Raw genomic sequence first — 26,939 nt, 5'->3', positions numbered from 1 at the left:
CCCCCTTTGTAGCGGCACGATTCATCGCGCGATAAATCGCGCCGCTACGTCCTGGTGCAAACCTTTGGGGGCGTTTCCGCCCCGCCAGATTTACACCAGTTCGGTTTTCACCCCTTCCTGGATCAGCACGTCGGCATCGACGCCGCTGTGGCTGTAAACCTGATACTTCACGCCAGCCACCGTGGTGCTGCCCTGCTGTTTCACCCAATCGCCCACGTCACCGCCGTCGCCGAGGATGTCATCCAGTTTCACCACGTCCTGCGTATCGCCTTTGATCAGCAGCTGAGTTTTGCCGTCTTTCACGAACAGATCCTGACTTCCAACCTGCAGGATATCGTCAACCGCTACGCTCAGGACGTTTTTGCCGTGACCCGTCATATCGATGGTGCTGCCCTGCTTGCCCTGCGCCAGCACATCGCTCAGGGAAACGGCGAATTCATCGCCCAGGGTGATGACGGCAGGAACATCAAAGGCAGTGATACCGACATGATCATCATGCATGCCCCATTCAACGTCACTGATGCGCACGCCGCCCGGATTGTTCACCGAATCCACTTCAGCCGGATTGACGCGCACCACGGCTGAACCGATCAGCTTACCGGCCGGGGCGTGGTACTCGACAATGTCGCTTCGCAGGGTGCCAGGATGCGCCTTCAGCTCATAGCTGTGCAGCAATTTACCTTGCGTGTCATAGAAATCGATGTAATTGCCTTTGCTGTGCACATAATCCGATTTCAGCACCACTTTCTCCGCCACGCCGTCGAAATCCAGCTTCATCTGGCCGCCACGGCCAACAATGATTTCGCCATGCTTCAGCGTTTTTTGCTCGCCGCCGATATTCGGTCCTTTAATCAGCGTCATTTTCAGACTGTCATCGATGGTATAACTGACCCCGGTTTTAAAATCGATATAGCGCGGATGACCGTTAGCGTCTTTCACCAGATCAGGTTGTCCACGAACCCGGCTGATTTCTTTAACCCCGATGTTATCGATAGCGAAATCGTTGCCGTTACCGTTATTAACCTCATTGGTTACCGCCACGCGAACCACTTCTGTTTTGCTGGCGGTATACAGTCCGCTGAAATGATTCCAGGCAGCATCCAGCCCCATGTTGGGAATCACTTTCTGTCCATTAACATCCAGACCGATTTTTGGTTTCAGGCTACCGCCAGGAATACGGTAGCCATCAAAATCGAACTGGTAGGTTTTACCCGCTTCGACCTGAATATAGCGATAAACCACTTCTCCTTTGAACCCGTTGGTGTTTGAACCGTTGGTCATGGAACCCAACTCATAAGAGGAATTGCCTCCGCTCCAGCGCTTAACCGCGATGTTGTCATTTTTGTGATACAGACCGCTGGCGATCCAGCCCTGCTGGGTGCCGTCGTTGAAATTCCACACTAGCCCCTTGTGATCGACCTTCGGCGGATCGACATTGATCTCCAGCAGAAAGGTTGGCGCATTCACATCACGAATGGCGCTATCACTGACCTGAAATTGCGTCAGTCCTTTCCACGGCGAGCGATCGTAAGACTGGTAGCTCCAGTTACCCGTAGCATCCGCTGTGACCGAGTTCATTAATACCCAGTGGCCCTCAATATGGCAGCCGAAAATGTACACCACCTTATTGGGTGCAGACGTGCCTTTGAGGGTTGGCGTCATATCATCGGTGATATCACCGCTTTTCAGCTGGCCCTGCTTTGGTCCGCTATCATCCCACGCAGAAATAATCTCTGTCTTGCCGGAGATTATCGTCAGGTCGAAAACATCGGCGGCGGCGTCACGCACCGGGCTGTCTGAGACCTGGAACTCATATTTGCCAAAGCCGCCGCGTAACGCGCGCACTTCGCTTTGCCAGTGACCATGAGCATCCGCAACGGCGCTGCCGAGCGTCACCCATACCCCGTTCACGTGGCGGGCATAGATATAAACCACGCTGTTTGCTGCAGCATGGCCTTTCAGCGTTGGCGTCAGGTCATCAGTGACATCGCCCTGATGCAGCACGCCGGTCTGCGCGCCAAAATTATCCCAGGCAGAAACGATGCCGGGTTTTTCCGGCACCATGTTGAGACTGAACACCTCGGCGCTGGTGTCGCGATCAAAAGTTTTGGCAGCCTGAAACTCATAAGTGCCGTATCCCCCGCGCAGCGCGCGCACTTCCGTTATCCAGTTGCCCCAGGCATCGGCCTTAACACTGCCTAACACCACCCAGTGGCCATCAATATGCCGCGCATGGATATACACCATGCTGTTGGCTTCGGCTTTGCCCTGCAGCGTCGGTGCCATGTCATCGGTGGTGGCGCCGTTGATTAATTTGCCCTGCTCGGGCCCGACATTATCGTGTGCCGCGTCAATGGTGGGCTTCAGGCGGGTGCCGTTATCTGACACATACAGGTCGAACAGCGGCGCAGCGGGATCGCGCGTCGGGCTGTTACTGGCCTGGAAGTGATACGGGCCGGCACCGCCATCCAGTCGGGCGATTTCCACCTGCCAGTGGCCAAAGGCATCCGCCTGGGTGCTGCCTTTCAGCCACCAGCTGCCGTTTTCGCGTGTGGCATATACATAGACGATACTGTTGGCTTCCGCCGTGCCTTTGAGCGTGGGGGTGAAGTCATCGGTCAGCGCGCCGTTTTCCAGTTTGCCCTGTGCCGGGCCAAAATTATCCAGCGCATACTCAATCTTCACCGGCGCGGTGGGCACCACCGTATAGGTAAACGGCTCGCTCGCATCGCTCAACTCACCACGGTTATTTTGCGCGCGGGTAGTAATGGTGTTTTCACCGTAGCCCAGCAGATCAACGTTGCTCTCCCAGCGCCACTGCCCGTCAATCACCGGTGCCACGCCGACGCGTACCCCGTTGACGTAGATGATGACGTTTTCTGCGTCCAGCGGCGCGTTGCCGCTCAGGCGCGGGCTGCGATCGTCGCTTGCGCTACCGGCTTTAATCACGCCGGTGTTCACCCCTTCATTATCAAATACTTCCAGCAGCTGCGGCTTATCGATGCGCGGTGCATTGACGAACAGCGTATAGACCGGGGAATCGACACTCACCTGACCAAATTTATCGGTGGCGGTGACCGACAGGCGCTGCTCACCGTCGTTCAGTTCCGGTGTAATGGTCCACTGACCGTTTTTCGCCGCCTGCACGCTGCCAATCAGCACGCCGTTGCTGTACAGGCGGACAATGCTGTCCGGCTCTGCATAACCGGAAATGGCTGGCGTTTTATCATCGGTGAAGCCTTTGTTGCCAACCGGGCCCTGCACCGGTCCGAAATCATCCAGTACGCGCATAATTGCCGGCATATCGGGCGGGCTGAGATCGACTTCCAGCCGCGTCTGGAACGGAATCCCGGCGTTGCCGGCCCGGTCGAAAAAGCGGATGGTGAGATTGTGGCTCCCCTCTTCCAGCCGCAGCGGCAGCTGATACTCCCAGCTGCCATCCGCCTGAACCTGGGTGGTAAACAGCTGGCCGTTAATGGCAAATTCGATATAGCTGACGCTCTTATCCTCAATCACCCCTTTCCAGTACTGATAAGGTGAATTGACGTAGTTCTCCTGTCCCGGTTTGGTCGGGTCGTAATAGCCTACAGACATATGGTCATCCTTTTCGCCAGAGTTAATATCGTTAAAGTAACGCTTAATAAGCGGCAGGGATTTTTAAACGTGGGGGGAGAAATCTCTTACAAGAAACGTCTGAAAGGAAAATCTAAGATAATGAATTTTAGTGGGATTTTTCGCACCCTTCAGGCCATGAACCGCGCCATGACCTGAAGGGAATGCTTAAGACAGACTTACTGCTTTTCCAGCACCCGGATATCCGCGCTGCCCTGTTTTGGCTGCACGCTGTCATCCTGGCGCAGTTTCGCCACCTGTTTGGCCGTGACTTTGGTCTGCACGCCATTGCCCCAGCTGCTGCGGATAAAGTTCACCACATCAGCCACCTGGCTGTCGTTCAGACGCCAGCCAAACGCCGGCATAGTGATCGCGGTCGGTGCGCCTTTCACGCCCGGCAGCGTGCCGCCAACCAGTACGATGTGAATCAGCGACGTCGGATCCTCTGCCATCACCACCGGATTCCCGCGCAGTGCCGGATAGAAGCGTTGATAGCCGCTGCCGTCGGTTTTATGACACGCCGCACAGCTGTCGACATACACGCCGGCACCCGGCTGGCTGTCGTCACCTTTCCACAGCGCACGGGCCACTGCGTCATCCTCACGGAACACCGCCTGAGACGGATCTTTCGCGCCGAGCGATTTCAGGTAACGGGCAATCGCGCTGATATCCGCATCGCTGAGATACTGCAGGCTGTGCTGCACTACCTCGGTCATGCCACCAAACGCCGCGGTGTGATCGTTACGGCCATAGCGCAGGAACTGCTGCAGATCCGCTTCGCTCCAGCGCCCCAGGCCATCGCGGTTGTCACCGCGCAGGTTGCTGGCGGTCCAGCCGTCAATCGGCGCGCTGCTGCCGGCAAGGTAATCGTTGCCCTGACCGTTATTCAGCGCTTTCTCCTGCATAGTGATGCTGCGCGGCGTGTGGCAGGCACCGCAGTGGCCCAATCCTTCCACCAGATAGCGACCGCGTGCCAGCGCCGGATCTTCCTGCGCTGCCGGCTGGAACGCCTTCACATCTGGCGCAAACAGGCCGCGCCAGATCGCCAGCGGCCAGCGCATCGACAGCGGCCACGGAATGTCGCTCTCTTTGTTAGCCTGCGCCACCGGCGCCACGCCGTGCATGAAGTAGGCATACAGCGCCTTCATGTCGTCATCGCTGACCACCGCATAAGACGGATAGGGCATCGCCGGATAGAGCGTGTCGCCGTTTTTCGCCACGCCATGACGCACCGCTTTCTGGAAGTCGTCATAGCTGTAGTCACCAATGCCGGTTGCCTTATCCGGCGTGATATTGGTGGAGTAGATGGTGCCAATCGGCGTCGCCATCGCCAGGCCGCCGGCAAACGGTTTACCGCCTGCGGTGCTGTGGCAGGCGACGCAGTCACCGGCGCGCGCCAGATACTCACCGCGCTGCACCAGCGCATCGGCGGCGGTGTCCTCCGCCAGCGCGGCGAACGACAGGGTGCCCAGCAACAGGGCTGTTAAACTTTTGATCATCGCCATGTTCCTTATGCCTGTACCAGCGGGCCGGGGTTTTTCAGATACTGTTCACGAATCGCTTTGGCGGACCAGTAGCTCAGCGCCGCCACCATGCCGGTCGGGTTGTAGCCCAGTCCCTGCGGGAAGGCAGAAGCGCCGGCGACAAACACGTTCGGCACATCCCAGCTTTGCAGATAGCGGTTCACCGCGCTGGTTTTAGGATCTTCGCCCATGATGGCGCCGCCGCTCATGTGCGTGGTCTGGTACACGGTGGTATCGAAATGGGCACCCGGCCCTTTCGCGCCGCCAATGATCATCTTCGGATTCATCGCTTCGGTGATTTTGCGCATCTTGCCGATCATGAACTGCGCCATTTTGATGTCGTTGTCCTGCCAGTCAAAAGTCATACGCAGCAGCGGCTGGCCGTAAGCATCTTTGTAGTTGGGATCGAGATCGAGGTAGTTAGCGCGATACGACTGGTGCGCGCCGTGCGCATCCATCGACACGTGATGGTTATAGGTATCCGCCACCGCCGCTTTCCACTGGCTGCCCCAGTTCGGCGTGCCTGTTGGCGTCGGCAGGCCGGAGATCGGCTTGGTGCCCGCCTGGTTGACCCAGAACGGTGAACCGCCGACAAAGCCGTACGGACCATGGTCAAAGTTATCGGCGTTGTAATCATCCACCGCCACACCCGCGCCACCGGCACCGATGAACGGATTGGTGGTGGTGTTTTTATCAAACAGCGCCTTCAGCGTGGAGATGTTCTGGTAGGCAAAGTTACGGCCGACCACACCCTCGTTGCTGATAGGGTTGTACGGCTTGCCAATGCCGGACAGCAGCATCAGGTGCACGTTGTGGAACTGGAAGGCGGAGAGGATCACCAGATCCGCCGGCTGCTCCACTTCACGTCCCTGACCGTCCAGATAGGTGACGCCGGTCGCGCGTTTTTTATCGTCGGTCAGATTGACGCGCAGCACATACGCGTTGTTGCGCAGCTCAAACTTCGGCTCCTGGCGCAGCGCGGGCAGAATGTTAACGTTCGGCGACGCTTTGGAGTACATGTAGCAGGCGTAGCCGCTGCAGTAGCCGCAGAAGTTGCACGGCCCCATCTGCGCGCCGTAAGTATTAGTGTAAGGACCGGAGGTGTTAGCCGACGGCATATCGTAAGGGTGATAGCCCACCGATTCCGCCGCCTGGGCAAACAGCTGTGCCGACCAGGTGCGCTTCTGCGCGGGCAGCGGGAAGTCGCTGGAGCGATCCGGCGCATACGGGTTGCCGCCTTTCTCTTTGCCCACCACTTTGCCCTTGATTGACCAGGCGCTGCCGGAGGTGCCGAACACTTTTTCCGCCTGATCGAAGAACGGTTCCAGCTCGTCATAGCTGACGCCGAAATCCTGAATGGTCATGCCTTCCGGGATAAAGTTTTTGCCGTAACGCTGCTCGTAGTGACTGCGCAGGTTCAGCTCGACCGGGTCGACGCGGAAGTGCACTCCCGACCAGTGCAGGCCGGCGCCGCCGGTGCCGGTGCCCGGCAGGAATGCCGCCAGCTGACGATACGGTACGGCGGTTTGTGAGGCATCGTGACGGATAGTTACGGTGCTTTTTGACAGATCCTGGAACAGCTTTTTGCGGATGTTATAAGTCAGTTCATCAATCGACTGTGGATAGGATCCATCCGGATAGGTATCGCGATGCGGCCCGCGCTCCAGCGCCACCACATGCAGACCGGCCTCGGTCAGCTCTTTCGCCATGATCGCCCCGGCCCAGCCAAAACCGACGATCGCCACATCCACTTTTTTTAACGCATTTGCCACGGTTACGCCCTCTCGCCGCGAATATCAACTGACGGGAACGGATAACGTTCGCCGCGCTCTACCCAATCCATAAAGTCGGCGCGTGCACCGGGGAAGCCGATCAGCTTCCAGCCCACCATGCCCTGATTGCCGCCGTGGATCGGATCGCTGAAGTAGCCCTCGCGGGTGTTTTGCAACAGAAAGGCGAAGAAGGTTTTGGCCGGCACCTGCGGGAATTGCGCGCTGCCGTTTTCGAAGGCGCTCAGCAGCGCGTCCTGCTGCGTGGGCGTCAGCTCAGCAAATACCTTGCCGTGCTGCTGTTTGCTCCAGCCATCGGCATCGGCCAGGCCGAGACGGTAGATCTGCTGCGGCACCAGCGGCAGCTGATAGCCGAGTTCTTTCGGCAGATCCGGATTGAACGGTCCCTGCATATACCAGTTGCTGCCGGTGGCATACGGCGTATTCATCTGGCGATCGATAAACTCCGGTACGCCGGCTTCCAGCGCGCCAGGACCGCGTTCATCGTTGGGGATCAGGCGCGCCACGGCGGCTTTGATGAAGGCAAACTCTTCGGCGGTAAACCACACGGGTTGATACTCGCGCGCCTGCTGCGGCGCCGCGGCCGACGACGCTGCCGCACCGGCGGCCATTGGCGCGACCAGTGCGCCCATCGCCGTACTGCCTACCGCCATTGCCGGCGCCAGGGTAATGGTTCTCAGCAGGAAATCCCGGCGAGTGTGACCCTTTTTTTCTTCTGACATGACATTGCCTCATTACCGCATATAATGCGGCATGAAAGTTAAGTAGTTGCGTTGTAATGATTTTTATTGGCGTTTTAAGGGATACAGCAAGACTGTTACCGGTAACAGTTGGCATAGTGTAACACCATCGCCGTTAATAATTTAGTTTCCCGAAACAAATGAGCACAAAAAACTTAACAACTAACTCTGCCGCTTTACATAAATGCGGCGATGCTGTCATCGTCGGATACAACCGACAACAGACAGATAAATGCCGGAAGCGGTATAAAGAGTACACACAACAGCGGAGTGCCTATGTTTAAGTCCTATTTTCCGCGGCCGGCGCTGTTTTTCAGCTCGGCCGCGATTTGGAGCCTGATTGCCATTTTTGCCTGGTTTGGCTTTTTCAATGATTTTCCGGCGCGCTTTCCCGCTTTGCAGGCGGCGATGCAGCAGCCGCTGCCGACCAACGCCAGCCGCTTTATCCACGCCAGCCAGCTGTGGTTTTATGCCTATTACTGGATCATGGGCGGCGCCTTTGCGCTGGTGTGGCGCATCATCGACAACCATCCGTGGCAGCGCTGGTCGGTATGGGGATCGTTACTGATTATCTTTGTCACCTGGTTTGGCGTGCAGGTTGGCGTCGGCGTTAACGCCTGGTATGGTCCGTTTTACGACATGATTCAACAGGCGCTGACCAAAGCTGGCTCGGTGGCCATCCATCAGTTCTATGTGCAGGTGCTGGCATTTCTCGGCATTGCGCTGATCGCGGTGGTGATAGGCGTGATGAACTCGTTTTTCGTCAGCCACTGGGTGTTCCGCTGGCGTACCGCGATGAACAACTACTACATGCATAACTGGCAGCGCCTGCGCCTGGTGGAAGGGGCCGCACAGCGTGTGCAGGAAGACACCATGCGCTTCGCCAGCACGCTGCAGGACTGGGGCATCAGCTTTATTCAGGCCATCATGACGCTGGTGGCGTTTCTGCCGGTGCTGGTGACGCTATCGCATCACGTGAAAGAAGTGCCGATCCTCGGCAATATCCCTTATGCGCTGGTGATCGCCGCGCTGCTGTGGTCGCTGTTTGGTACCGCGCTGCTGGCGCTGGTGGGGATCAAGCTGCCGGGGCTGGAGTTCCGCAATCAGCGTGTGGAAGCCGCGTACCGTAAAGAACTGGTGTACGGCGAGGACGATCCGCAGCGCGCCGCGCCGCCTACGGTGCAGGAGCTGTTCAGCCGCGTGCGTCACAACTATTTCCGCCTCTATTTCCACTATCTCTATTTCAACATCACGCGCATTCTCTATCTGCAGGTGGACAATGTGTTCGGGCTGTTCGTGCTGTTCCCCTCGATTGTTGCGGGCACCATCACGCTGGGGCTGCTTAACCAGATCACCAACGTGTTCGACCAGGTGCGCTCCTCCTTCCAGTATCTGATCACCTCGTGGTCCACGCTGATTACGCTGATGTCGATCTACAAACGTCTGCGCAGCTTCGAGCAGATTCTGCAGGATATTCCGCACGACGAGATGCTGCGCGAAGCCTCGGAGTAAGCGGAAAAGCTCGGGCGCAGAACCGCGCTGTACTCCGGCATCGCTCCGGACAGTCCCCTCTCCCGCCCGCGGGAGAGGGTTAGGGTGAGGGCCGGGTGCAGAACCGCGCTGTACTCCGACATCGCTCCGGACAGTCCCCTCTCCCGCCCGCGGGAGAGGATTAGGGTGAGGGCCGGGTGCAGAACCGCGCTGTACGCCGACATCGCTCCGGACAGTCCCCTCTCCCGCCTGCGGGAGAGGGTTAGGGTGAGGGCGAACCCCGCACCCATCCGCCCCATCCTCAGCCTGCCAGCACCGCAAACACCTTCTCGATGGCGTACGCGCCCGGATCCTTCACGCCATCCAGACTCTGCTGATTCAGATAAGCCGAACGGCCCGCCTTCGCACTCTGCATCTGCGCCGTCGCGTCGGCGCCCCGTTGCGCAGCGGCGGCCGCCGCAGCCAGCGACTCTCCGGCCGCTAACGCCTCCAGTGCCGGCTGCAGCGCATCCACCAGGGTGCGATGTCCCGGCTGCGCGCCGCCGTAGTGCTTCATCCGTTCCAGCCCGTGCATCAGCGCCTGCGGCAGCGTGCTGCCCTCCTCCAGCTGCTGTCCGGCCGAAGTAAACAGAATCGACATCAGCACGCCGCTCGATCCGCCCATCACCGTCGCCAGCTGTTCGCCTACCAGCGCCAGCAGCGTAGGCAACTCATCCAGCGGTAGCTGCTGTTCACGCAGGCCGCGCTGGATTTTCTTCGCGCCGGCGGCAAAGGTCGAGCCGGTATCGCCGTCGCCGACTTTGGCATCCAGCGCATTCAGCTCGCTCTCCAGATCGACCAGCGTCTGCGTCACGCGCTCAACCACCTGCGCCACTTCAGCGTTATCAGAAGGATCGAAATCCAGCACGCTGCCGATGCGTTCAGCGCGCTGCAGGCTGATGGGCGCAAAGTCGTACATCGGCGTCCAGCCCAGCACCTGCACCGGCGCATGCAGCGCCTCGAAAAACGCCTCTTCCAGCGCCAGCAGCGTCAGCGAAAACCCTTTCATATCCAGCGCGCTGACCAGGGTTGCCGGGCCAATTAAATGGGTGATGCGTGCCGCCAGCGGCGACTGCAGTACCTCGCGCGTGAGCAGCGCCAGCTCCAGCTGGGAAAAGCCGCCGAGATTGTTGATCATCAACAGCGCCTGTTTGCCGTCGGGCAGCGCCTGCGCCAGCTGATCGGTCATGATGCTGGTAATTTTGCGGCTGTTTTGCGTGTCCAGCGTGATTACGCCCGGCTCACCGTGAATGCCCATCCCCAGCTCGCTGTGACCGGCTGCCACACGATCGTCGCGCTTTTCACCCGGAATGTGACAGGTGGCAAACGCCAGGCCGATGGAGGACGTGGCGTCGATGGTGCGCTGCGCCAGCGCTTTAACCTCGTCGAGCGATTGGCCGTGCTCCGCAGCGAAGCCGGCGATTTTGTGCACCAGCACAGTGCCGGCAATGCCGCGCGGCTGCGGATTTTCCGGCAGCGCGATATCGTCCTGCACCATCACCAGCTCCACCTTGTAACCAAGATTTTTCGCCTTTTCCGCTGCGAGGCCAAAGTTGAGGCGGTCACCGGTGTAGTTCTTCACAATCAGCAGACAGCCCGCCTCACCGGTGACGTTAACGATGGCGTTCAGCACCGCATCAACGCTCGGCGAGGCGAAGATATCGCCGCACACCGCAGCGGTCAGCATCCCTTTGCCGACAAAGCCCGCGTGCGCCGGTTCATGGCCGGAGCCACCGCCGGAAATCAGTGCGACTTTGCTTTTATCCCAGTCCGAACGCACCACCACGCGAATCTCATCGCCCAGATCGAGACGGGTCAGATTATGCCACGGTGTGCTGAGTAACACGCCTTCGATCGCTTCGTTCACCAGATCGTTTTTTTCATGCATAAAAAACTGGCTCATTGCACTCTCCCCTTAGGTGTTGTCGTCCTAAAGGTAGCGTAAGCCGGGCGGGAAAGGGGGGATCAAGGCCGGAAATGCAAATTGCGACACACGTCGCCCCTGAGTTTCGGATAATTACGCCCTACAGCGCGATGCGTAACACGCTGTCCGGGTTTTTTGGCGGTTCCTTGCGTGAGCCCGGCTGCTTGATGCTGACGAACAGCGTGTTGCCATCGGCGGAGAGCGCCAGGCTGTTCGGCAGGCCCGGCGCTTTCACCGTGCGTTTCACTTTATAGCTGCTGGCATCGATGATGCTGATCTCACCGGCTTTACGGTGCGTGACATAAAACTCGTCACGGTCAGCATTGAACAGCACCGCCAGCGATTCCGGTACCTCAATACGCTGAATCACCTGCTGTGTCCGGGTATCCAGCACCAGCACCTGCGGCTGCTTCGCATCGCTGAGGAAAGCGCGGTGGCCTTTGCTATCCAGCGCAATGTTCAGGAAAAAGTGCTCTTTATCACCGTCAATTTTCTGGCGCTTTTCAATCGCGTTCAGGCGGGTATTGATGGTGACCAGCTCGCCATCGGCATTGGTGACATACAGTTTCTGCGCGGCGGCATCCAGTGCCAGCCCGGTGCCCATTTTGCCGGTATTCGGGATAGTGCTGATGAGCTGGAGTGTTTTGCCGTCCACCACCCACACCACGCTTTGCGCGCCGAGACCGGTGATGTACACGCGATTGGTTAGCGCATCCGCGACCAGTTCACGCGGCTGCAGCGGACGAACCGTGTCACCGCGCTTGCGGCCATCCAGCACCAGCGTGTTGATCACCTTACCGCTGCTGGCATCCACTGCCGTCAGCGCACCGTTGACCGTGTTACCGAAGTACAGCACGTTGGTGTGCTGATTGATGGCGGCACCAAAGGTCTTCAGCTCAGTGCTGATGGTTTGTTTCACCGCCAGATTCTGCGGATCGAGACGGTAAACGGTACCGCCCTGCGGGTTGCCGGCGTTTTGCGCCGTGGCGAGGAACAGCGCGTTGTCGCTGTTGCTGAAGGCCAGTTCGTAGGCGCCTTTGGCGATCGGCTGATTGAGCGGCTGCGTTTCCGCCGCCTGCAGCGCGCTGCAGGACAGCAGCGCCGTGGCCACCAGTAGCGGACGCAGCGCCCACTGCATTGTTTTATTCGCTTTCATAACTTCTCCATAGCAAAACCACCGCCGTGCGGCAGTGAAATGAAAGCCCGACATTGCAACCAATAGGAAATTCAGCCCGAGGCGAGCCGATAAGGATGTTAGTTTTTGCGAATAATAATCATTTATGCGGAAAAGGGACAGGATTTTATGGCGTTAGCAACGCCGCCAGGGCACCCGAAGGCACCCTGTCAGCACAGAGGGTAAGGCAAACTTATTGGGTCAGTTCTGCGGTCATGTGAACGCCGTTGTTGAAGTTGGCTTCAGTCACTTTGTAGGAAGCACCAAGTTCCTGGGCTTTAGCAGCGATTTGCGCTTCAGCACCGTCAAGCGTAGAGGCGGTAGCGGTCACGCTTTGCGCGAAGCTGGCAAATGGCAGAACAGAGAGAGCAATAACAGCAGCAAAAGTTTTGATAGTTTTCATGGTCATTTCCTTAATGATGTTTGATTGAATAAGGCGACATCGCCTTGATGTGAGATATAGTAGGCCGGCAACCGATCAAAAAAAAGCGCAGAGATTTGCCTAAGTCATTCGAATATTTTGACTATAAAAAGCACATTTAGCGCAACCTGTGCGCAAAGGGTTAAAAAACCACGGTTTGAATAAAAGGCAGGATTTATTGCTGCGATTGGTGAGACCAGGCATCGGCGGCAAAAGCGGCGCCGCGACCCCCCTGAAGCGAGTCGCGGCGCGCCGGATGGCGGTAAACGGATTTAACCGTGATGCCGCACGCGGGTAAAGATGGTGATGGCGGCCAGCAGCATCAGCACGCCGCTGGCGAGGAATACGCCGCCTGCACCCTGCAGATCGAACATCCAGCCACCGGCTGCCGCACCGGCGGTGATCGCCAGCTGAATAGTTGCCACCAGCAGTCCGCCGCCCGATTCGGCGTCGTCCGGCACCGCGCGCGACAGCCAGGTTGACCAGCCAGTCGGCATTGAACCAAACGCCAGCCCCCACAGCGCGACGCCGCTCGCCACCAGCCAGGAGACGTGGCCAAAGCTCACCAGCAGCACCGCCGTCACGCTCATCACCAGCGCCATGCCGGTCAGCGTCAGCGACACGCTGCGCGTCACCAGCCACGCGGCCAGCGAGGTGCCGAAGAAGTTCGCCACGCCGAACGCCAGCAGCACCAGCGACAGCTGATTCACATTCAGCTGCGCGCTGGTTTCCAGGAACGGGCGCAGATAGGTAAAGAAGGCGAAATGGCCGGTAAACATCATGATCACCGCCAGCATGCCCCAGCGCATCACGCTCTGACGCAGCAGGTCCAGCACGCCGCCGCTGCGCGCTTTGTTCTCAGGCGGCATCGACGGCAGGGTGAAGAACTGCCAGAACAGCGCCAGCACGCCCAAAACACCGGTCAGCAGGAAGATATTACGCCAGCCAATCAACCCGCCAAGATAGCTGCCCAGCGGCGCGGCAATGATGGTGGCCAGCGAAATACCGCTGAACACAATCGACAGCGCGCGCGGCACCTGATCGGCGGGCACCAGCCGCATGGTAATAGCGGTCGACAGCGTCCAGAAGCCGCCAATCGCCATGCCGAGCAGCACGCGCGCCAGTAAAATCATCGGCAGATTTTCGGCAAACGCCACCAGCAGCGCCGAGGCGATGAGCAGTAACGTGAACGCCAGCATCACCAGGCGGCGGTCGAGGCGGCGCGTGACGTTACCAATTACCAGGCTGGTCAGCAGCGCCACCAGCGCGGTAACCGTGACCGTCTGGCCCGCCTGCCCTTCGCTGACGCGCAGCGAGTCGGCAATCGGTGTCAGCAAGCTCACCGGCAGAAATTCTGCGGTGATCAGGCCGAAGACGCCAAACGCCATGGCGAACACCGCGCCCCATGCGGGTTTCTCTACCGCAATGCTTGTTTCCACTACTTCAGTATCCAGACTCATCTGCGATCCCCATCACAAAATATCAGGCTGTAAGCATAGAGAGACGACGCAAGACGATCTATGATACAGAAACTTTGTTTTTTGATAATTCGTCTGGATTGTATGAGCCGCTATGAAGATTTGACCAGCGAACTGCTGATGGGCATGCGCCTGTACGGCGTCAAATATCAGCGCATCGCGCTGCATGCGCCGTTTGGCCTGCAATATGATGACGTGCCGGGCAAGGCACAGCTGCACTTTGTTGGCCGCGGCTCGCTGCTGATTCGCTCCGCTTCCGGCACCGTCTATCCGCTGCAGGCGGGCGATGCACTGCTGATTCCGCACGGTAAGCCGCACGCGCTAATCTCCGGCGAAGATGCGGTGTGCGTGCCGATCGCCACGTTTAACAGCAAACCCATCTGTGACAGCGTGTGCGCGATTAACGATGCGCCGGACGCGGATGCCTGCCCGGACGACAGCGATGTGATTTTATTCAGCGCCTGCATGGCGTTTGAGCTGGGCGGCATGCAGCCGCTGGTGCACACCATGCCGGATGTGATGCTGGTCAGCACGCTGCTGGCGCAATACCCGGAAATCCAGCCAATTCTGGATGCCATGGAGCGTGAAACGCGTCAGCGCAAAGCGGGCTTTGCCGGCATTTTGTCGCGGCTGGCCGATGTGGTGGCGGCGCAAATTGTGCGGGGCTGGGTGGAGAATGGCTGTGGTCAGGGCAGCGGGCTGGTGCAGGCCCTGCGCGATCCGCGCCTCAGCCTGGCGATGGCGGCCATGCACCGCGCGCCCGGCGAAAACTGGACGGTGGAGCGGCTGGCGCGCGAATCCGGCAGTTCACGTTCGGTGTTTGCCGCGCGCTTTCAAAACGCCACCGGCATGACGCCGCTGCGCTACCTTACCGAACTGCGCATGCGTCTGGCGGTGGAGCGCATAGTTAACGATGGCGAAGCGGTGGAGAGCGTGGCGTTCCACCTCGGTTACGGTTCACTGGCCGCCTTCAGTCGCGCCTTCAAACGCATTGTCGGCACACCGCCCGGCGCACTGCGCGCCGGACGTGAAGCGTCGTGAAACTTAGCGAAACACGCTGATCGCTTCAACCAGCCGGTTGGCCTGATGCGCCATTCGGCCGGAGGCTTCTGCGCCTTCCGCCACGCGCGCCGCGTTCTGATGGGTGATGTCGTCGAGATCCTCCACCGCGCTACTGACTTCGCTCAGCGCGATGGATTGTTCGGCCGTCGCCGCGCTGATTTGCGCGATCAGGGCGGTGACATTCTGCACCTGATCGACAATCGCCTGCATCGTATGGCCGGCCGCATCGGCGTGATCGCTGCCCGACTGCACGCGGCCGGCGCTGGTTTCCACCAGGTTTTTGATCTCGCTGGCGGCTTTGGCGCTGCGCTGTGCCAGACTGCGCACCTCGCCCGCTACCACCGCAAAGCCTTTACCCTGCTCACCGGCACGTGCCGCTTCCACCGCCGCGTTCAGCGCCAGAATATTGGTCTGGAAAGCGATGCCGTCGATCACGCTGGTGATGTTGGCGATACGCTTCGAGCTGTCGGCAATTTCCGCCATCATGCCGACCATCTCCTGCATCACTTCACCGCCTTTGATCGCCGCTGCGCTGGTGCTGGCCGACAGCGTATTCACTTCGCTGGCAGTTTCCGTGTTGCTTTTGACCGTGGCAGTCATTTCGTTCATGGTCGCCGCCGTTTGCTGCACGTTCGCCGCCGCCTGCTCGGTGCGACGGCTCAGCTCATCATTGCTGCGCGCGATGGCGTCGCTGGCACTCAGGACGTTGATCGCCTGGCCACTGACGTCATCCACCAGCCAGCGGAACATCAGGCCGAGCTGGCCGATAGCGCGCTGCGTCATGCCGATCTCATCCACCCGATCGATGTGCTCGACTTTGTGGCTGGCGCCGGTGGCCACGCTCAGCGCCTGACGGCACATGCGCTCCATCGGGCGCGAGATCTGCTGCTCCAGCCACAGGCTGGCCAGCAGCAGCAGTCCGGCCATGCCGCCGCTGAAGCAGCCGATCGCCAGCGGTGCCATGCCCAGCAGCCAGACGCTCAGCACCGACAACGGCAGCAGCGCGATCAGCGTGCTGCGAATGCGCCAGCGCAGCGGCAGCGTTTTCAGCACTGAGGTCAGTCGCCGCCAGCCGCTGCCGACAATCAGCCCTTTATGGAAGCGACGCCCTTTGGCACGCCCTTCACGAAAATCACGGTACAGTGCCTCGCACTGACGGACCTCCTCCGCCGACGGTTTGGTGCGTACCGACATATAGCCCTGTAGCTTGCCCTCGCGCACCACCGGAATAGCATTGGCGCGCACCCAGTAGTGATCGCCATTCTTGCGCCGGTTCTTGACCAGCGCGGTCCAGGGTTCGCCCTGCTTCAGCGTGCTCCACATATCGGCGAACGCTTCCGGCGGCATATCCGGATGACGCACCATGTTGTGCGGCTGGCCGTTGACCTCTTCCGGGCTGAATCCGCTGACCTCAATAAAGGCGTCGTTGGCGTAGGTGATGTGGCTGTTGAGATCGGTGGTCGACATCAGCGTGGCGCGATCGTCGAAGACGAATTCACGCTGGGTGATGGGCTGGTTATTACGCATGTGTGAGTCCTTGCAAAACGCAGACTGAAGAGAAATCGATAATACTTTTTTACCTTTTCGGCAGCACAATGGCCTGGCTTTAGCGCGGCTATTTAATTTTTGTTCTTAATAAAGCCGGAGTGCGCGGCGCTTCACAGTTCTGGCCGCGGGCGGGATCGATAAAAAATCATTTAGGGTAAATGAGATCGAGCTTTGGCTGAACGCAGTGTCGGCAGCGGTGCGCATGAATGCGCACCCTACAGAAAAACGTGCCATCACCGCATCCCTGCACATCCCACAGCATGCCCCATTCTTGTAGGGTCGCCGTTCACGGCGACCGCATCCCTGCGCATCCCGCAGCATGCCCCATTTTGTAGGGTCACCGTTCACGGCGACCGCATCCCTGCACATCCCGCAACATGCCCATTCTCGTAGGGTCGCCGTTCACGGCGAACGCATCCCTGCGCATCCCGCAGCATGCCCCATTTTGTAGGGTCGCCGTTCACGGCGACCGCATCCCTGCGCATCCCGCAACATGCCCCATTCTTGTAGGGTCGCCGTTCACGGCGACCGCATCCCTGCACATCCCGCAGCATGCCGCATTCTTGTAGGGTCGCCGTTCACGGCGACCGCATCATGCGCACATACTTTCAGAACTGCCAGCGCACGCCGAGGTTGTAACGCCAGCCTCTGGCGCCGTTGCCGTCGATCTCCTTGCGGTAATCCGCTTCGGCGTACAGCGACACATCCTGCTGCAGCGTCACCGTGCCGCCAGCCCCCACTTCCCACATCTGGCCAAAATTACCGCTGCTGAAGCTGGCGCCGAGCGCCGGGTTATCGGCAGCCGACACCGACGCCTGCGCCGTACCGCCCCAGCCTTTGTAATAATTCGCGCGCAGATAAGGCGTGTACTGGCGGTTGCTGTCATCGGTCCAGCTGCGGTCGAGACGCGCGCCGAGACGGCCAATCGTCTGGTGATAATCGCCATAGCGCACCTGGTTATTGTCCTCATCCGTGAAATCGTTCATGTTCAGTTTCAGGTACATCAGCTGCGCCTGCGGCTCCAGCTTGTAGCCCTCGCCGAGTTCAAACGGATAACCGCTCTCCAGCGAGGCGGTCCAGCCGTGGCCCTTCAGCTTTGCCTCGCGCTGCTGGCGCGCAATGTCGGTTTCACCACGATGCCAGTCAAACGACAGCACGCCGTCAAGGTAAAAGCCGCTCTGGCGCTGCCAGGTGCCGTACAGCGCCAGGCTGTCGCTGTCAAAACTGGTGCTGCTGTAACCGTCTGCCGCCTGCGGACGGATGCGTGTATTGCCGCGCGTGTAGGCCACGCCGCCGCGCAGGCTGTCCTGCTCACCGTCGAGACGCAGCAGGTTGCCGCCAAGCTGCACCGCGCTGTAGTCGAGGTCAAACCCGTAGCCGTAATCGCTAAAGCTGCGGTCGCTTTTGTATTTCAGATTCGAGCCGATGTAGCGCAGGAACATCTCACCGCCGTTACCCGCCGGGCGCGTCTGCTCGTGACGCAGTTCGCCGAGACGCTTGTGCAGGTCATCAATAATCGCGGCGGTGTAATAGGCGAGGCCAACCGGTGCTGAAATGTACGAAGGCACCTGCGGCACCACCGCCGGACGCGCATCGTAGCGCTGTGGCGTGCCAAATCCGCTGGTCACCAGCGCTGGCTGGCAGCTGTCGCTGTCCTCGCACACGTAGTAGTTTGCCAGCCGGTAATCCCAGTAATTGTTGCCGCTGCCGCTCAGCAGGCGCTGAGCCGGATCGCTACTGCCCGGCGCGAAGCTGTACAGCCGGTACTGCCACGGTCCGGCACCGAGATAGCCATCCCTGAGCGCAAAGCTGTTCTGGCCGGCGTTGCCGCCCACCTGCGCCAGCGAAATGCCTTCGTTGCCCTCAATGCCGCCGTTGCGGTTGCGATCGGTGAGCGCCGCGCTGCTTGCCGCATCGAGCCTGACGTTGAGCAGCGTGGTGCCGCTGGCGTTACCGCTGACGTTGATGTGGTCGGTGAACTGGTTGCTCAGCGCGCCGCCGTCATTCAGGCGCGTCACCAGATTCGCCTGACCGCCCAGCGACGCCAGCGAGCCGTTGATGTCCAGCGTATTGCCCGGCGAACCGCCGCCATTGGTGAGATCCAGCGTGCCGCTGTTATTCACCTGCAGCGAATCCGCTGTGCCGCCCGCCAGCGTGGGATGCACGTTGTCACCGGCATACAGCGTCGAGCGCCCATCAATGTTGATGGTGCTGTGCGCCAGCTGCAGATTGTCGGTCAGCGTCCAGCGGCTATCCGCGAAGTTAATGATGCTCCAGCCGCTGCCGAGGTTAACGCCTTTGCTCAGGTCATCCGCGCTGAAGCTGCCGCCGCGCGCCGTAATCTGGTCAAAGGTCAGGCTGTTACCGGTGCCGTTGCCGCTGGTGAGATGGTAAGTAGTGCTGAGATCGACACCGCTGACCTCGGCGATATTGTTGTTGTCTGCGCCCATGGTCAGGCTGCCGTTGAGCGTGCCGCCGGTCCAGCGGAACGTATCGCTGCCGCCGCCAGGATTGATGTCGCCCAGCACGTCACCCTGGGTCAGCAAAATCACATCGTCGGCGTTACTGCCCGCCACCGCCACGCTTTGCGCCGTGGCCGTCACGATAGTACCGAGGTTCTCGAATACCGTTTTGCCGCCGCGCAGATCGACCACCGGTGCCGTCAGGCTGCTGGAGCGCAGCGTGCCGCTGTTGACGATGGTGCCGGCAGTGCTGGAGACCAGTGCCGAACCACCTGCCGCATTAGTGATATTGACGCTGGCGGCGGTGACGATATTTCCCGTGGTGTTGGCGCGAATCCCGGAGCCGCCGGCGCCGGTGACATTGAAAACGTAACCCGAACCCAGCGTCAGATCGCCGCCGGTGGTCGATCCATCGGCGTTGGCGATAGTCAGGCCGTTACCGCTGCCGGATACATTGGTGGTCACGGTGGAGGCGGGATCGAACGCGACGGCGGTGCGGATGCCGTTGCCATCGCCAACGTTGAGCGTCAGTTTGCTCAGGCTCACGTTGTTCAGCTCAGCGCGGTTTTCGATGCCGTTGCCGCTGCCCAGCACGTTGATGGTGGCGTCGCGCGCGCTGAGCGCCGCCGCGCCGCTGTCGAGCAAAATGCCATGCGCCGTGCCGCGCGTGGTGATCAGCGTATCGCTGCCGGTCAGTGCCAGCTGCGCACCGTCGCTGATGCGCACGCCGGCCACGCCGTTATCGACATTGATGCTGCCGCCCTGCGCCAGCGTGGTGCCGCTGCCGCCGACGTCTAACCCGGTGCCGCTGCTGACGTTAACCACGCCATTGTTGGTCAGCGTGCTGCCGGCGCGCGAGCGCATGCCGATGCTGTTGCTACCGGTCAGCGTCAGTGCGCCATTGTTCTCGAGTTCCACGCCGTTGGTCAGGTCGAAACCCACAGCACCGTTGCCAGCGCCGCTGATGCGGGCGTTGCTGGTGACGCGGGTGGCGGCAGCGCTGCCGTCCAGCGCATTACTGAGATCGCTGCGCAGCGTATTCACCAGCACGCCCACCGCGTTGTTGCCGCTGAGTGTGATGTTGCTGCTGCCGTCGAGCGTCGCCGCGGCACCGCCCTCGACGCGCACGGCGGTGCTCTCCTCGCCGCTGGCGGTCAGATTGAGGTTGGCGCTGTTGAGGCTGCTGCCGCTGCCGGAGACAATTACGCCGGTGCTGCTGGCGGCGCTGGCGCTCAGGCTGTTCGGCGTGCTGAAGCTCAGCGCCGCGCCGTCGTCAAGGCGGTAGCCGGTCGAACCACGCGTGCTGACATCCAGCGCGCTGGTGGCGGCGCGGATGCGCGAACCGTTACCCGCAGCGTGATAGGCGATCTGGTCGCTATTGTTAAAGATCGGCGTCGATCCGGCGGCGATATTCACCAGCGCACCATCCAGCGCTTCGGCGCCGATGGCACCCCTGCCGTTGAGCGTGAACGTACCGCCGTTGAGGTTCGCCACCGCCTGGCTACCGCTGGCGCTGACGCCGCGCGTACGGCGGGTGCTGCTGCCGCCATTCACGTCGATGTTGCCGCTGTTGCTGGCGATGGTGGTGAAGGTGCTGCCCGCGCTGTTCACCGCGATACCGGTGCCGCCGTCGCTGATGCTTATATTGCCGCTGTTACTGCCGGTCGCCCCGCTCTCCACGCGCAGGCCGGTGGTATTGGCCCCGCTGAAGTTGATGTTGCCGCTGTTGCTGAGCTGCGCGCGGTTGCGCGCCAGATAGCCGGTGATGCCGTTTTGCGCCGAATTGAGTTCTGCGGCGGAGGTCAGCCGCGTGCTGGCGACCGGCGCACGGCTGTTGGCACCGGTCAGCGTATGTTTCTGCCCGTCGGCAATCGCGCCCGTGGCGTTGCTGCCACTGAGGGTAATGGTGGTCGCCGCGTCAATGTTGCCCTGCGCACCGCCCTCGATATTGATGCCGATGGCGCCGGTGCCGCTGACATTGATCGTGGCGTTATTGGTCTTCACCAATGTTCCGCCACCGCCGGTGCCGTTCACCGCCACCGCACCCGCGCCGGAGGCGGTCAGCGTGGTATTAGTCCCGTCAAACGTCGCGCCCTGTTCGATGCGGAAGAGCGTCGAGTTAGTGGTGGTGACGTCAAAGGCGTTGTTGTCGTCCACGTTGATCAGCGCATTCGGGCCATAGGCAAAAAAACCAATTTGATTGCTGCCGGTGCTGAAGCGGGGAATGGCATTCTGCGTGACGTTAACCGTGGCGTTGCCGCGCGCGTGCACGCCAATTGCGCCGTTGCCGGTGAGGTTAATCGGCCCGTCCACGTTCGCTGCAGCAGTGCCGCTGCCCTGACCTTCCACCCACACGCCAAAGTTGCGCGTGCCGCTGGCCGGATCGGCTCCGCCTGCCACGTTGATGGTCCCGGTGGAGCTGGCGGCGGCGCTGTTACCACTGGTGGCCAGCACTTTCAGGCCGGTGCCGTTAACGCCGTTGAGGTTGATGGTGCCGCGATTCTCCAGCGTACCGTTGCTGTTAGTGACCAGCATGCCGACATTCTCGCGCGGCACGCGCGCAGCGCTGCCGTTGACGTCGATGGTGCCGCTGTTGATCAGCGTGGCATTGCTGGCACCGCTGACCGACATCCCGGCGGCGTTCTGTACGCGCGAGCCAATCACAATCGCCCCGTCGTTGGTGGCGCTACCGTTGGCCAGCAGCGCAATGCCGCTGGTCAGCCCGCTCTGGTTCAGGGCGGTCTCCGCCACGTTGTCGCTCAGGCTGTTCTGCGCGCCTCGCCCGAGATAAATCGTGCCGCCGCTGTTGTTGGTAAATCGGCTGCTGTCGGTGGTGAGCAGCACGCCGGAGGTGGTGCCGCGCGCGCTGGAACCGTTGACGCCCACGTTGATATTGCCGCTGTTGCTGGCCTGCGCATTGGCATCAAGACGGATGCCCGCCACGCCGTTGGTCAGATTGCTGCCGGTGGTACCGAGGTTAAGCACGCCATTGTTGGTGAAATCACCGCCGTTTTGCACCGTTACCGCCGTGGCGTTGTTGCTGGCCGCGCCGACGCCGGTGCCATCAATACGGTTGAGGAAACCGCCGTTGATGACGCCGCTGCTGCTGTTGGTAGCCGTCGCGCCATCCAGCGCCAGCGCGGTGCCGCGGCTCGCCAGTTTCCCGTCGATGGTAGCATTGGCCCCATTGGCCACGCGTACCGCGCCATCGCTGGCCCCTACCACTTCCAGCGTTTTACCGGCGGCGATAGTGACCTGCGAACCGGCGCCTTCAGCATTGATCACCACGCGGCTACCTATCGGCTGCGTCACTTCATCCGGCGCAGTGGCGCTGACGTTATAGACAATATCGCCGTTGGTGATAGTGACCGCCTGATTGAACGCGCTGAGGTAGCTGGCCGGCGCGAGATTGCCGGCCTGCAGCTGGCTCACCAGCCAGTTATTGTAGCTTTGCAGCTGGCTGGCATTGGTGACGTTGAAGGCGGTGGTTTTGCCGTCCAGCGTCTGCACGCTAAAGCTGCCGTTATAGGTCGCGAGATTTTGTACCGCCAGGCTATCGGTCACCTGGCCGCCGGAGACGTTGGCTGCAGAACCGTTAAAGGTGATGCGGTTGTTGTTGTTCCAGTTGAGGGTGCCGCCGTTACTGACCTGAAACAGCGTGGTGTTTTTGGCCGCCATGGTCCAGGCGTTGGTGCTGGCGCTGCTGTTGGCGTTAGCCTGACCAATGCTGACATCCAGCGAACTGCCGCTGCCGCTGACGTCGGCGATGCGCGCGTCGATATACTGATTGTCATTCACATTTTGCAGATCCGGCACCACCGTGCTGGCGGTAACCGGTGCCTGCGCCACCAGGCTGGCGGAATCAAACACCTGAAAAGTGGTGTTGCCGCCGGTAGTGGGATCCGGCACGGTGATGGCGAGGTTTTGCGGACCGGGATCGAGACGTGCCTGATTAAGGTATTGTGCGCCCGCCGCGATGGTCACCTGGCCGAGCGTGGTGTTGACCGCCCCGTCAATGCCCGGCTCAAATGCCTGATTACCGGTTAAGGTTGCGCTGCCGCCGTTAACGATCAGCGCGCCGCTCTGCTGGTCGTTATCGCGCGGATTATACGCGCCCAGTGTTGCCGCTTCCCCCACGCCGGGGAAATAAAACACCGCCTGCGCAGCGACGATCCCTAACGCAATGGGATTCCGGGTGAATCTCATACAACCTCCAGTAACAAGCAATCAGCGACGCTGTGAAAGCACAGCGAAAAAAAGAACAAAGGGGCAGATGGGCGAACTCTATTTTCACAAAACGAATCAAGTGGTTAATTATGGGCACAGAGGGTGCCGCTGATGCGTGAAAATCAGGAGAAAGCTGTTGCTTATATAGACTTTATAGCTGCACAGATCAAAAGCGAGCCCGGAGATATTTATCAGGATGAAATAAGAATTTCGCAGGAAATGAAAGGCTATAACCCTGGTTTACATAAGGCTTATAGTGATAACGCATTAATATCACGTCATTTATTTTCAGCCACTCCAGTAAAGTCTGGATGGGTGATAATTCTCACGCTCAATAATAAGCCCCGCTAACGAAATGCTGCAATTGTGAGCTATCCCACAATTGCAGCAAAATCATGCATTTAATGACATCAGACCTCTTGACGGTCTGCTGACGCGGGCTTTTCTAACTTAAATCAACGTTTTTGGTGCCGCCCCACCAGGTAAAGACGAAGCCGCCGATCCACGCCACGATCAGCCCCACCAGATAGACCGCCATACCGGCAAAGATGCCCTGCGAAGAGGTCATCAGCGGCAGCGTCACCAGTCCTGACGGGCCAAACACCGTGTTCATGCCCACCGGCAGACCGAGCCACGCCACCAGCCCGATAAAGAAGCCGCCCAGCGCACCGCCGAAGCAGGCGGTAATAAACGGTTTAAGACGCGGCAGCGTCACGCCATAGATGAGCGGCTCACCGACGCCCAGCAGACCCGGCACGATGGCGCCTTTAATCTGGCTGCGCAGCAGCGAGTGCTTGTCGGCTTTGCACCACAGCGCCAGCGAAGCGCCGACCTGACCGGCTCCGGCCATGGCGAGTATCGGGAACAGCGAATTGAAACCCTGGGTTTCCATCAGCGCAAAATAGACCGGAATAAAGCCCTGATGAATGCCGAACATCACCGCAATCAGGAATAAGCCGGCCAGAATGGCACAGCCGAACGGGTTATTGTTCAGGTGGATAAACAGCCACGACATGCCTTTAAACAGCTCGCCGCCAATCGGCATGATCACCAGGAACGTCACCGCGCCGGTAATTAACAGCGTCAGCAGCGAAGTGAGGATCATATCGAGATTATCCGGGATAATTTTGCGCAGCTGTTTCTCCAGCCAGGCACCAAATATCGCCGCCAGCAGCACGCCAATAATATTGCCGCGCGGATCGATGGTCAGGCCGAAGAAATCCTGCATGCCGCTGTAATAGCCGACGGTCGCGTTCGGGACATAACCCAGCACAAACAGCGAGGCGATGATCGCACCGTTCACGCCGGTGCCGCCAAACGCTTTCTGCGCGTTATAGCCGATTAAGATGCTGAGGAAGGTGAACAACCCTTTGCCGAACACCTTCATATAAGCCACGGTGTCCAGCAGCCAGCGGGCGTGTTCCCCGGGCTGATTAAGATGGCACACCTGCTCAATCAGCGTGGCAAACCCCAGCAGTAATCCGGCACCGATAAAGCCCGGGATCAGCGGGGTAAAAATGGTGGCAAAGCAGGAGAGAAAACGGTGCAGCGCGCTGGTTTGCTTCGCTTTCATCTGCTGCTTCTGCGCGCTGGCGATGCTGTGCAGATCGCCCGGCGCCTCTGGCGTGGCGCTGTTCAGCATCGCCTGCATTTTTTCCGCTGCGGTTTGCGCTTTGCCAGGACCGAGCACAATCTGCAACTGGGCATCGCTGTCAATCACACCCAGCACGCCGGGCAGCGTTTTCAGCCGGGCACTGTCGACACGCGCGGCATCGGCCAGCGTCAGACGCAGACGCGTCATACAGTTACCGCAGTGCACAACGTTGCCTGCGCCGCCGACCGCCTGCAGGATATCGCGTAATAAGCTTTCAGTGATCGCCGCCATCATTGCGCTCCTGCGTGGTGTAATGCCTGGCGGATAAAGCCGTGGTTCTGCGCCAGCAGCGCCTGCGCGTCATCGGCGTTCAGGTCCGCCAGTATCATCACAATGGCGGTTTTACAGTGGCCGCCGCACGCTGCCAGCGCCTGCTGTGCGCGGGCATCGTCACATTCGGTGGCCTGCTTAACGATGTTGATTTGCCGCTGCACCAGTTTCTGATTGGTGGCTTCTACGTCGACCATCAGGTTGCCGTACACTTTGCCGCTGCGGATCATGGCGCCGGTGGTCAGCATATTGAGCACCAGCTTCTGCGCGGTGCCGGCTTTCATGCGTGACGAGCCGGTGACCACTTCCGGGCCTACCACCGGCGTCAGGGCGACGTCCGCCGCCTGCGACATGGCGCTGTTGGGATTACAGGTCAGCGCGGCGGTGAAGGCGCCCTGCTGCTTCGCCCAGGCGAGCGCACCAAGCACATAAGGCGTGCGTCCGCTGGCAGCAATGCCGACCAGCACATCGCGCGCCGAAAAGTCGATATCTTTTAAATCCTGCGCGCCCTGCTCGCGGTTGTCCTCGGCGTTTTCCACCGCCTGTAAAATCGCGGTATTGCCGCCGGCGATCAGCCCGACCACCTGACTGCGCGGCGTGCCGAACGTGGGCGGGCATTCGCTGGCATCGAGAATACCGAGACGGCCAGAGGTCCCGGCACCGCAGTAAATCAGACGTCCGCCCTGGCTGAATGCCGCCGTGATGGCATCCACCACCTCAGCAATCTGCGGCACGATAGCTTCAACCGCCAGCGCCACCTTTTTGTCTTCATCGTTAATGACGCGCAGCATCGCTTCCGTGTTCAGCTCGTCAATGTTCTGGCTCGCCGGGTTGCGGCCCTCAGTGATCATCTGGCTCAGATCAATGTTCATGTTCGCTCCCTTCAGGAATAATTTATTCTTGAAACTATATATCATATAGAATTGTTAATTCCTCCTGCTCAGGTCAATTTTTTTGCCTTTTGCGGCAGCGGACATAAAAAAACCCGCCAGAAGGCGGGTTGGATTAAGAAGAAGCGCTAGATGTTTGCCAGCTCTCTGCGTGCCAGCGCGGCGAGAAAGCCGCTACGGGAGCCGTATTCACGGTGGGCTTCTACGTGGCTATCGATTTTGGTCAGTAAGTTTTGCGGCAGGGTGATGTTCAGCTTCACCGCTTTACCTTCGTAACGACTGAGATCAATCTCAATGAAAGCCCAGTAACCTCCCTGGCACTCTTCATCATTAATATGGGTTTCAACGCTGGCTGCTTTTGGAATGGCCTTGCCTGCGTCCGCTAACGATTCCACATGCGCATCGATTGCACCAAATGCATCGCTCAACGCCTCGTCAACGGTGTTGCCCGCAAAAAAACATCCCTGCACGTCGGGTACGAAACCTGACCAGCTGCCGTTTTCTGTTTTGTGCAAATAAACGGGGAATCTCATGGTGAGTCCTTATGTAAATTGCCTTCTTGATTATCTACTGCGGACATGAAAAGCATTGCAATGCCTGCTGCACCTGACATTGCTAATTGTTCCAAATCGGG

At 59.7% G+C, this 26,939-nt stretch carries 16 protein-coding genes; 3 read left to right on the top strand and 13 right to left on the bottom strand.

Translation table 11 applies throughout. From position 1 onward, the window contains the following. Positions 1–90: 90 nt before the first annotated feature. The 4 genes from C1Y42_RS15930 to C1Y42_RS15915 all read right to left on the bottom strand — a co-directional run bounded on the left by C1Y42_RS15930 (position 91) and on the right by C1Y42_RS15915 (position 7,647). Positions 91–3,594 carry an Ig-like domain-containing protein gene (locus tag C1Y42_RS15930; protein ID WP_104093924.1) on the bottom strand — a complete coding sequence of 1,168 codons (3,504 nt, stop codon included), beginning with the start codon at positions 3,592–3,594 and terminating at the stop codon, positions 91–93. Between the two features lie 197 nt (positions 3,595–3,791). Then, a complete protein-coding gene (locus C1Y42_RS15925; protein ID WP_104093923.1) occupies positions 3,792–5,111 on the bottom strand; it encodes a cytochrome c in 1,320 nt (439 codons plus the stop codon). 11 nt (positions 5,112–5,122) lie between these two features. Continuing rightward, positions 5,123–6,907, bottom strand: a complete 1,785-nt coding sequence (locus C1Y42_RS15920) for a GMC family oxidoreductase (RefSeq protein ID WP_021507807.1) — start codon at positions 6,905–6,907, stop codon at positions 5,123–5,125. Positions 6,908–6,909: 2 nt separating this feature from the next. Continuing rightward, on the bottom strand, positions 6,910–7,647 hold the full coding sequence (locus C1Y42_RS15915) for a gluconate 2-dehydrogenase subunit 3 family protein (RefSeq protein ID WP_058780874.1): 738 nt from the start codon (positions 7,645–7,647) through the stop codon (positions 6,910–6,912). A gap of 294 nt (positions 7,648–7,941) precedes the next feature. On the opposite strand from C1Y42_RS15915, the gene sbmA reads away from it, so the two are divergent. Further along, positions 7,942–9,177 (top strand): peptide antibiotic transporter SbmA, encoded by a 1,236-nt coding sequence (sbmA, locus tag C1Y42_RS15910; protein ID WP_104093922.1) that lies wholly within the window; start codon positions 7,942–7,944, stop codon positions 9,175–9,177. A gap of 280 nt (positions 9,178–9,457) precedes the next feature. On the opposite strand, the gene C1Y42_RS15905 is transcribed toward sbmA, so the two are convergent. The 4 genes from C1Y42_RS15905 to C1Y42_RS15890 form a co-directional block, all read right to left on the bottom strand. Then, positions 9,458–11,098, bottom strand: a complete 1,641-nt coding sequence (locus tag C1Y42_RS15905) for a dihydroxyacetone kinase subunit DhaK (RefSeq protein ID WP_104093921.1) — start codon at positions 11,096–11,098, stop codon at positions 9,458–9,460. Between the two features lie 121 nt (positions 11,099–11,219). After that, positions 11,220–12,275: a YncE family protein gene (locus tag C1Y42_RS15900; RefSeq protein ID WP_104093920.1), complete on the bottom strand. Its 1,056-nt coding sequence runs from the start codon at positions 12,273–12,275 to the stop codon at positions 11,220–11,222. Positions 12,276–12,486: 211 nt separating this feature from the next. Further along, positions 12,487–12,696 carry a DUF1471 domain-containing protein gene (locus tag C1Y42_RS15895; RefSeq protein ID WP_058757538.1) on the bottom strand — a complete coding sequence of 70 codons (210 nt, stop codon included), beginning with the start codon at positions 12,694–12,696 and terminating at the stop codon, positions 12,487–12,489. Positions 12,697–12,986: 290 nt separating this feature from the next. After that, positions 12,987–14,174, bottom strand: a complete 1,188-nt coding sequence (locus tag C1Y42_RS15890) for an MFS transporter (RefSeq protein ID WP_058757539.1) — start codon at positions 14,172–14,174, stop codon at positions 12,987–12,989. A gap of 102 nt (positions 14,175–14,276) precedes the next feature. Here C1Y42_RS15890 and C1Y42_RS15885 point away from each other — a divergent pair, with 102 nt between their 5' ends. Then, positions 14,277–15,233, top strand: a complete 957-nt coding sequence (locus C1Y42_RS15885) for an AraC family transcriptional regulator (protein WP_104093919.1) — start codon at positions 14,277–14,279, stop codon at positions 15,231–15,233. 3 nt (positions 15,234–15,236) lie between these two features. Here the strand turns inward: C1Y42_RS15885 and C1Y42_RS15880 are convergent, their stop codons facing one another. Continuing rightward, entirely contained in the window at positions 15,237–16,781 is a 1,545-nt protein-coding gene (locus C1Y42_RS15880; RefSeq protein WP_058774921.1) for a PAS domain-containing methyl-accepting chemotaxis protein, read from the bottom strand. A gap of 629 nt (positions 16,782–17,410) precedes the next feature. Continuing rightward, positions 17,411–23,470 carry an autotransporter outer membrane beta-barrel domain-containing protein gene (locus C1Y42_RS15875; protein ID WP_104093918.1) on the bottom strand — a complete coding sequence of 2,020 codons (6,060 nt, stop codon included), beginning with the start codon at positions 23,468–23,470 and terminating at the stop codon, positions 17,411–17,413. A gap of 132 nt (positions 23,471–23,602) precedes the next feature. Here C1Y42_RS15875 and C1Y42_RS23455 point away from each other — a divergent pair, with 132 nt between their 5' ends. Continuing rightward, the gene (locus tag C1Y42_RS23455) at positions 23,603–23,842 is read left to right on the top strand and encodes a hypothetical protein (protein WP_146068803.1); all 240 of its coding nucleotides are present in this window, start codon (positions 23,603–23,605) and stop codon (positions 23,840–23,842) included. 94 nt (positions 23,843–23,936) lie between these two features. On the opposite strand, the gene murP is transcribed toward C1Y42_RS23455, so the two are convergent. The 3 genes from murP to C1Y42_RS15860 all read right to left on the bottom strand — a co-directional run bounded on the left by murP (position 23,937) and on the right by C1Y42_RS15860 (position 26,838). Beyond that, entirely contained in the window at positions 23,937–25,376 is a 1,440-nt protein-coding gene (gene murP, locus C1Y42_RS15870) for a PTS N-acetylmuramic acid transporter subunit IIBC (protein ID WP_058774923.1), read from the bottom strand. Beyond that, positions 25,376–26,287, bottom strand: coding sequence for an N-acetylmuramic acid 6-phosphate etherase (murQ, locus tag C1Y42_RS15865; RefSeq protein ID WP_058774924.1), 912 nt, complete (start codon positions 26,285–26,287; stop codon positions 25,376–25,378). The genes murP and murQ overlap by 1 nt, the downstream gene beginning before the upstream one ends. A gap of 146 nt (positions 26,288–26,433) precedes the next feature. Further along, the gene (locus C1Y42_RS15860) at positions 26,434–26,838 is read right to left on the bottom strand and encodes a type II toxin-antitoxin system HicB family antitoxin (RefSeq protein WP_199188996.1); all 405 of its coding nucleotides are present in this window, start codon (positions 26,836–26,838) and stop codon (positions 26,434–26,436) included. Positions 26,839–26,939 lie beyond the last annotated feature (101 nt).

It is taken from the genome of Pantoea sp. ICBG 985 (assembly GCF_002928365.1).
Classification (GTDB): domain Bacteria; phylum Pseudomonadota; class Gammaproteobacteria; order Enterobacterales; family Enterobacteriaceae; genus Pantoea; species Pantoea dispersa.
Note: the sequence above shows the minus strand (reverse complement) of the source record. Positions and strands in the feature narration are given on the sequence as shown.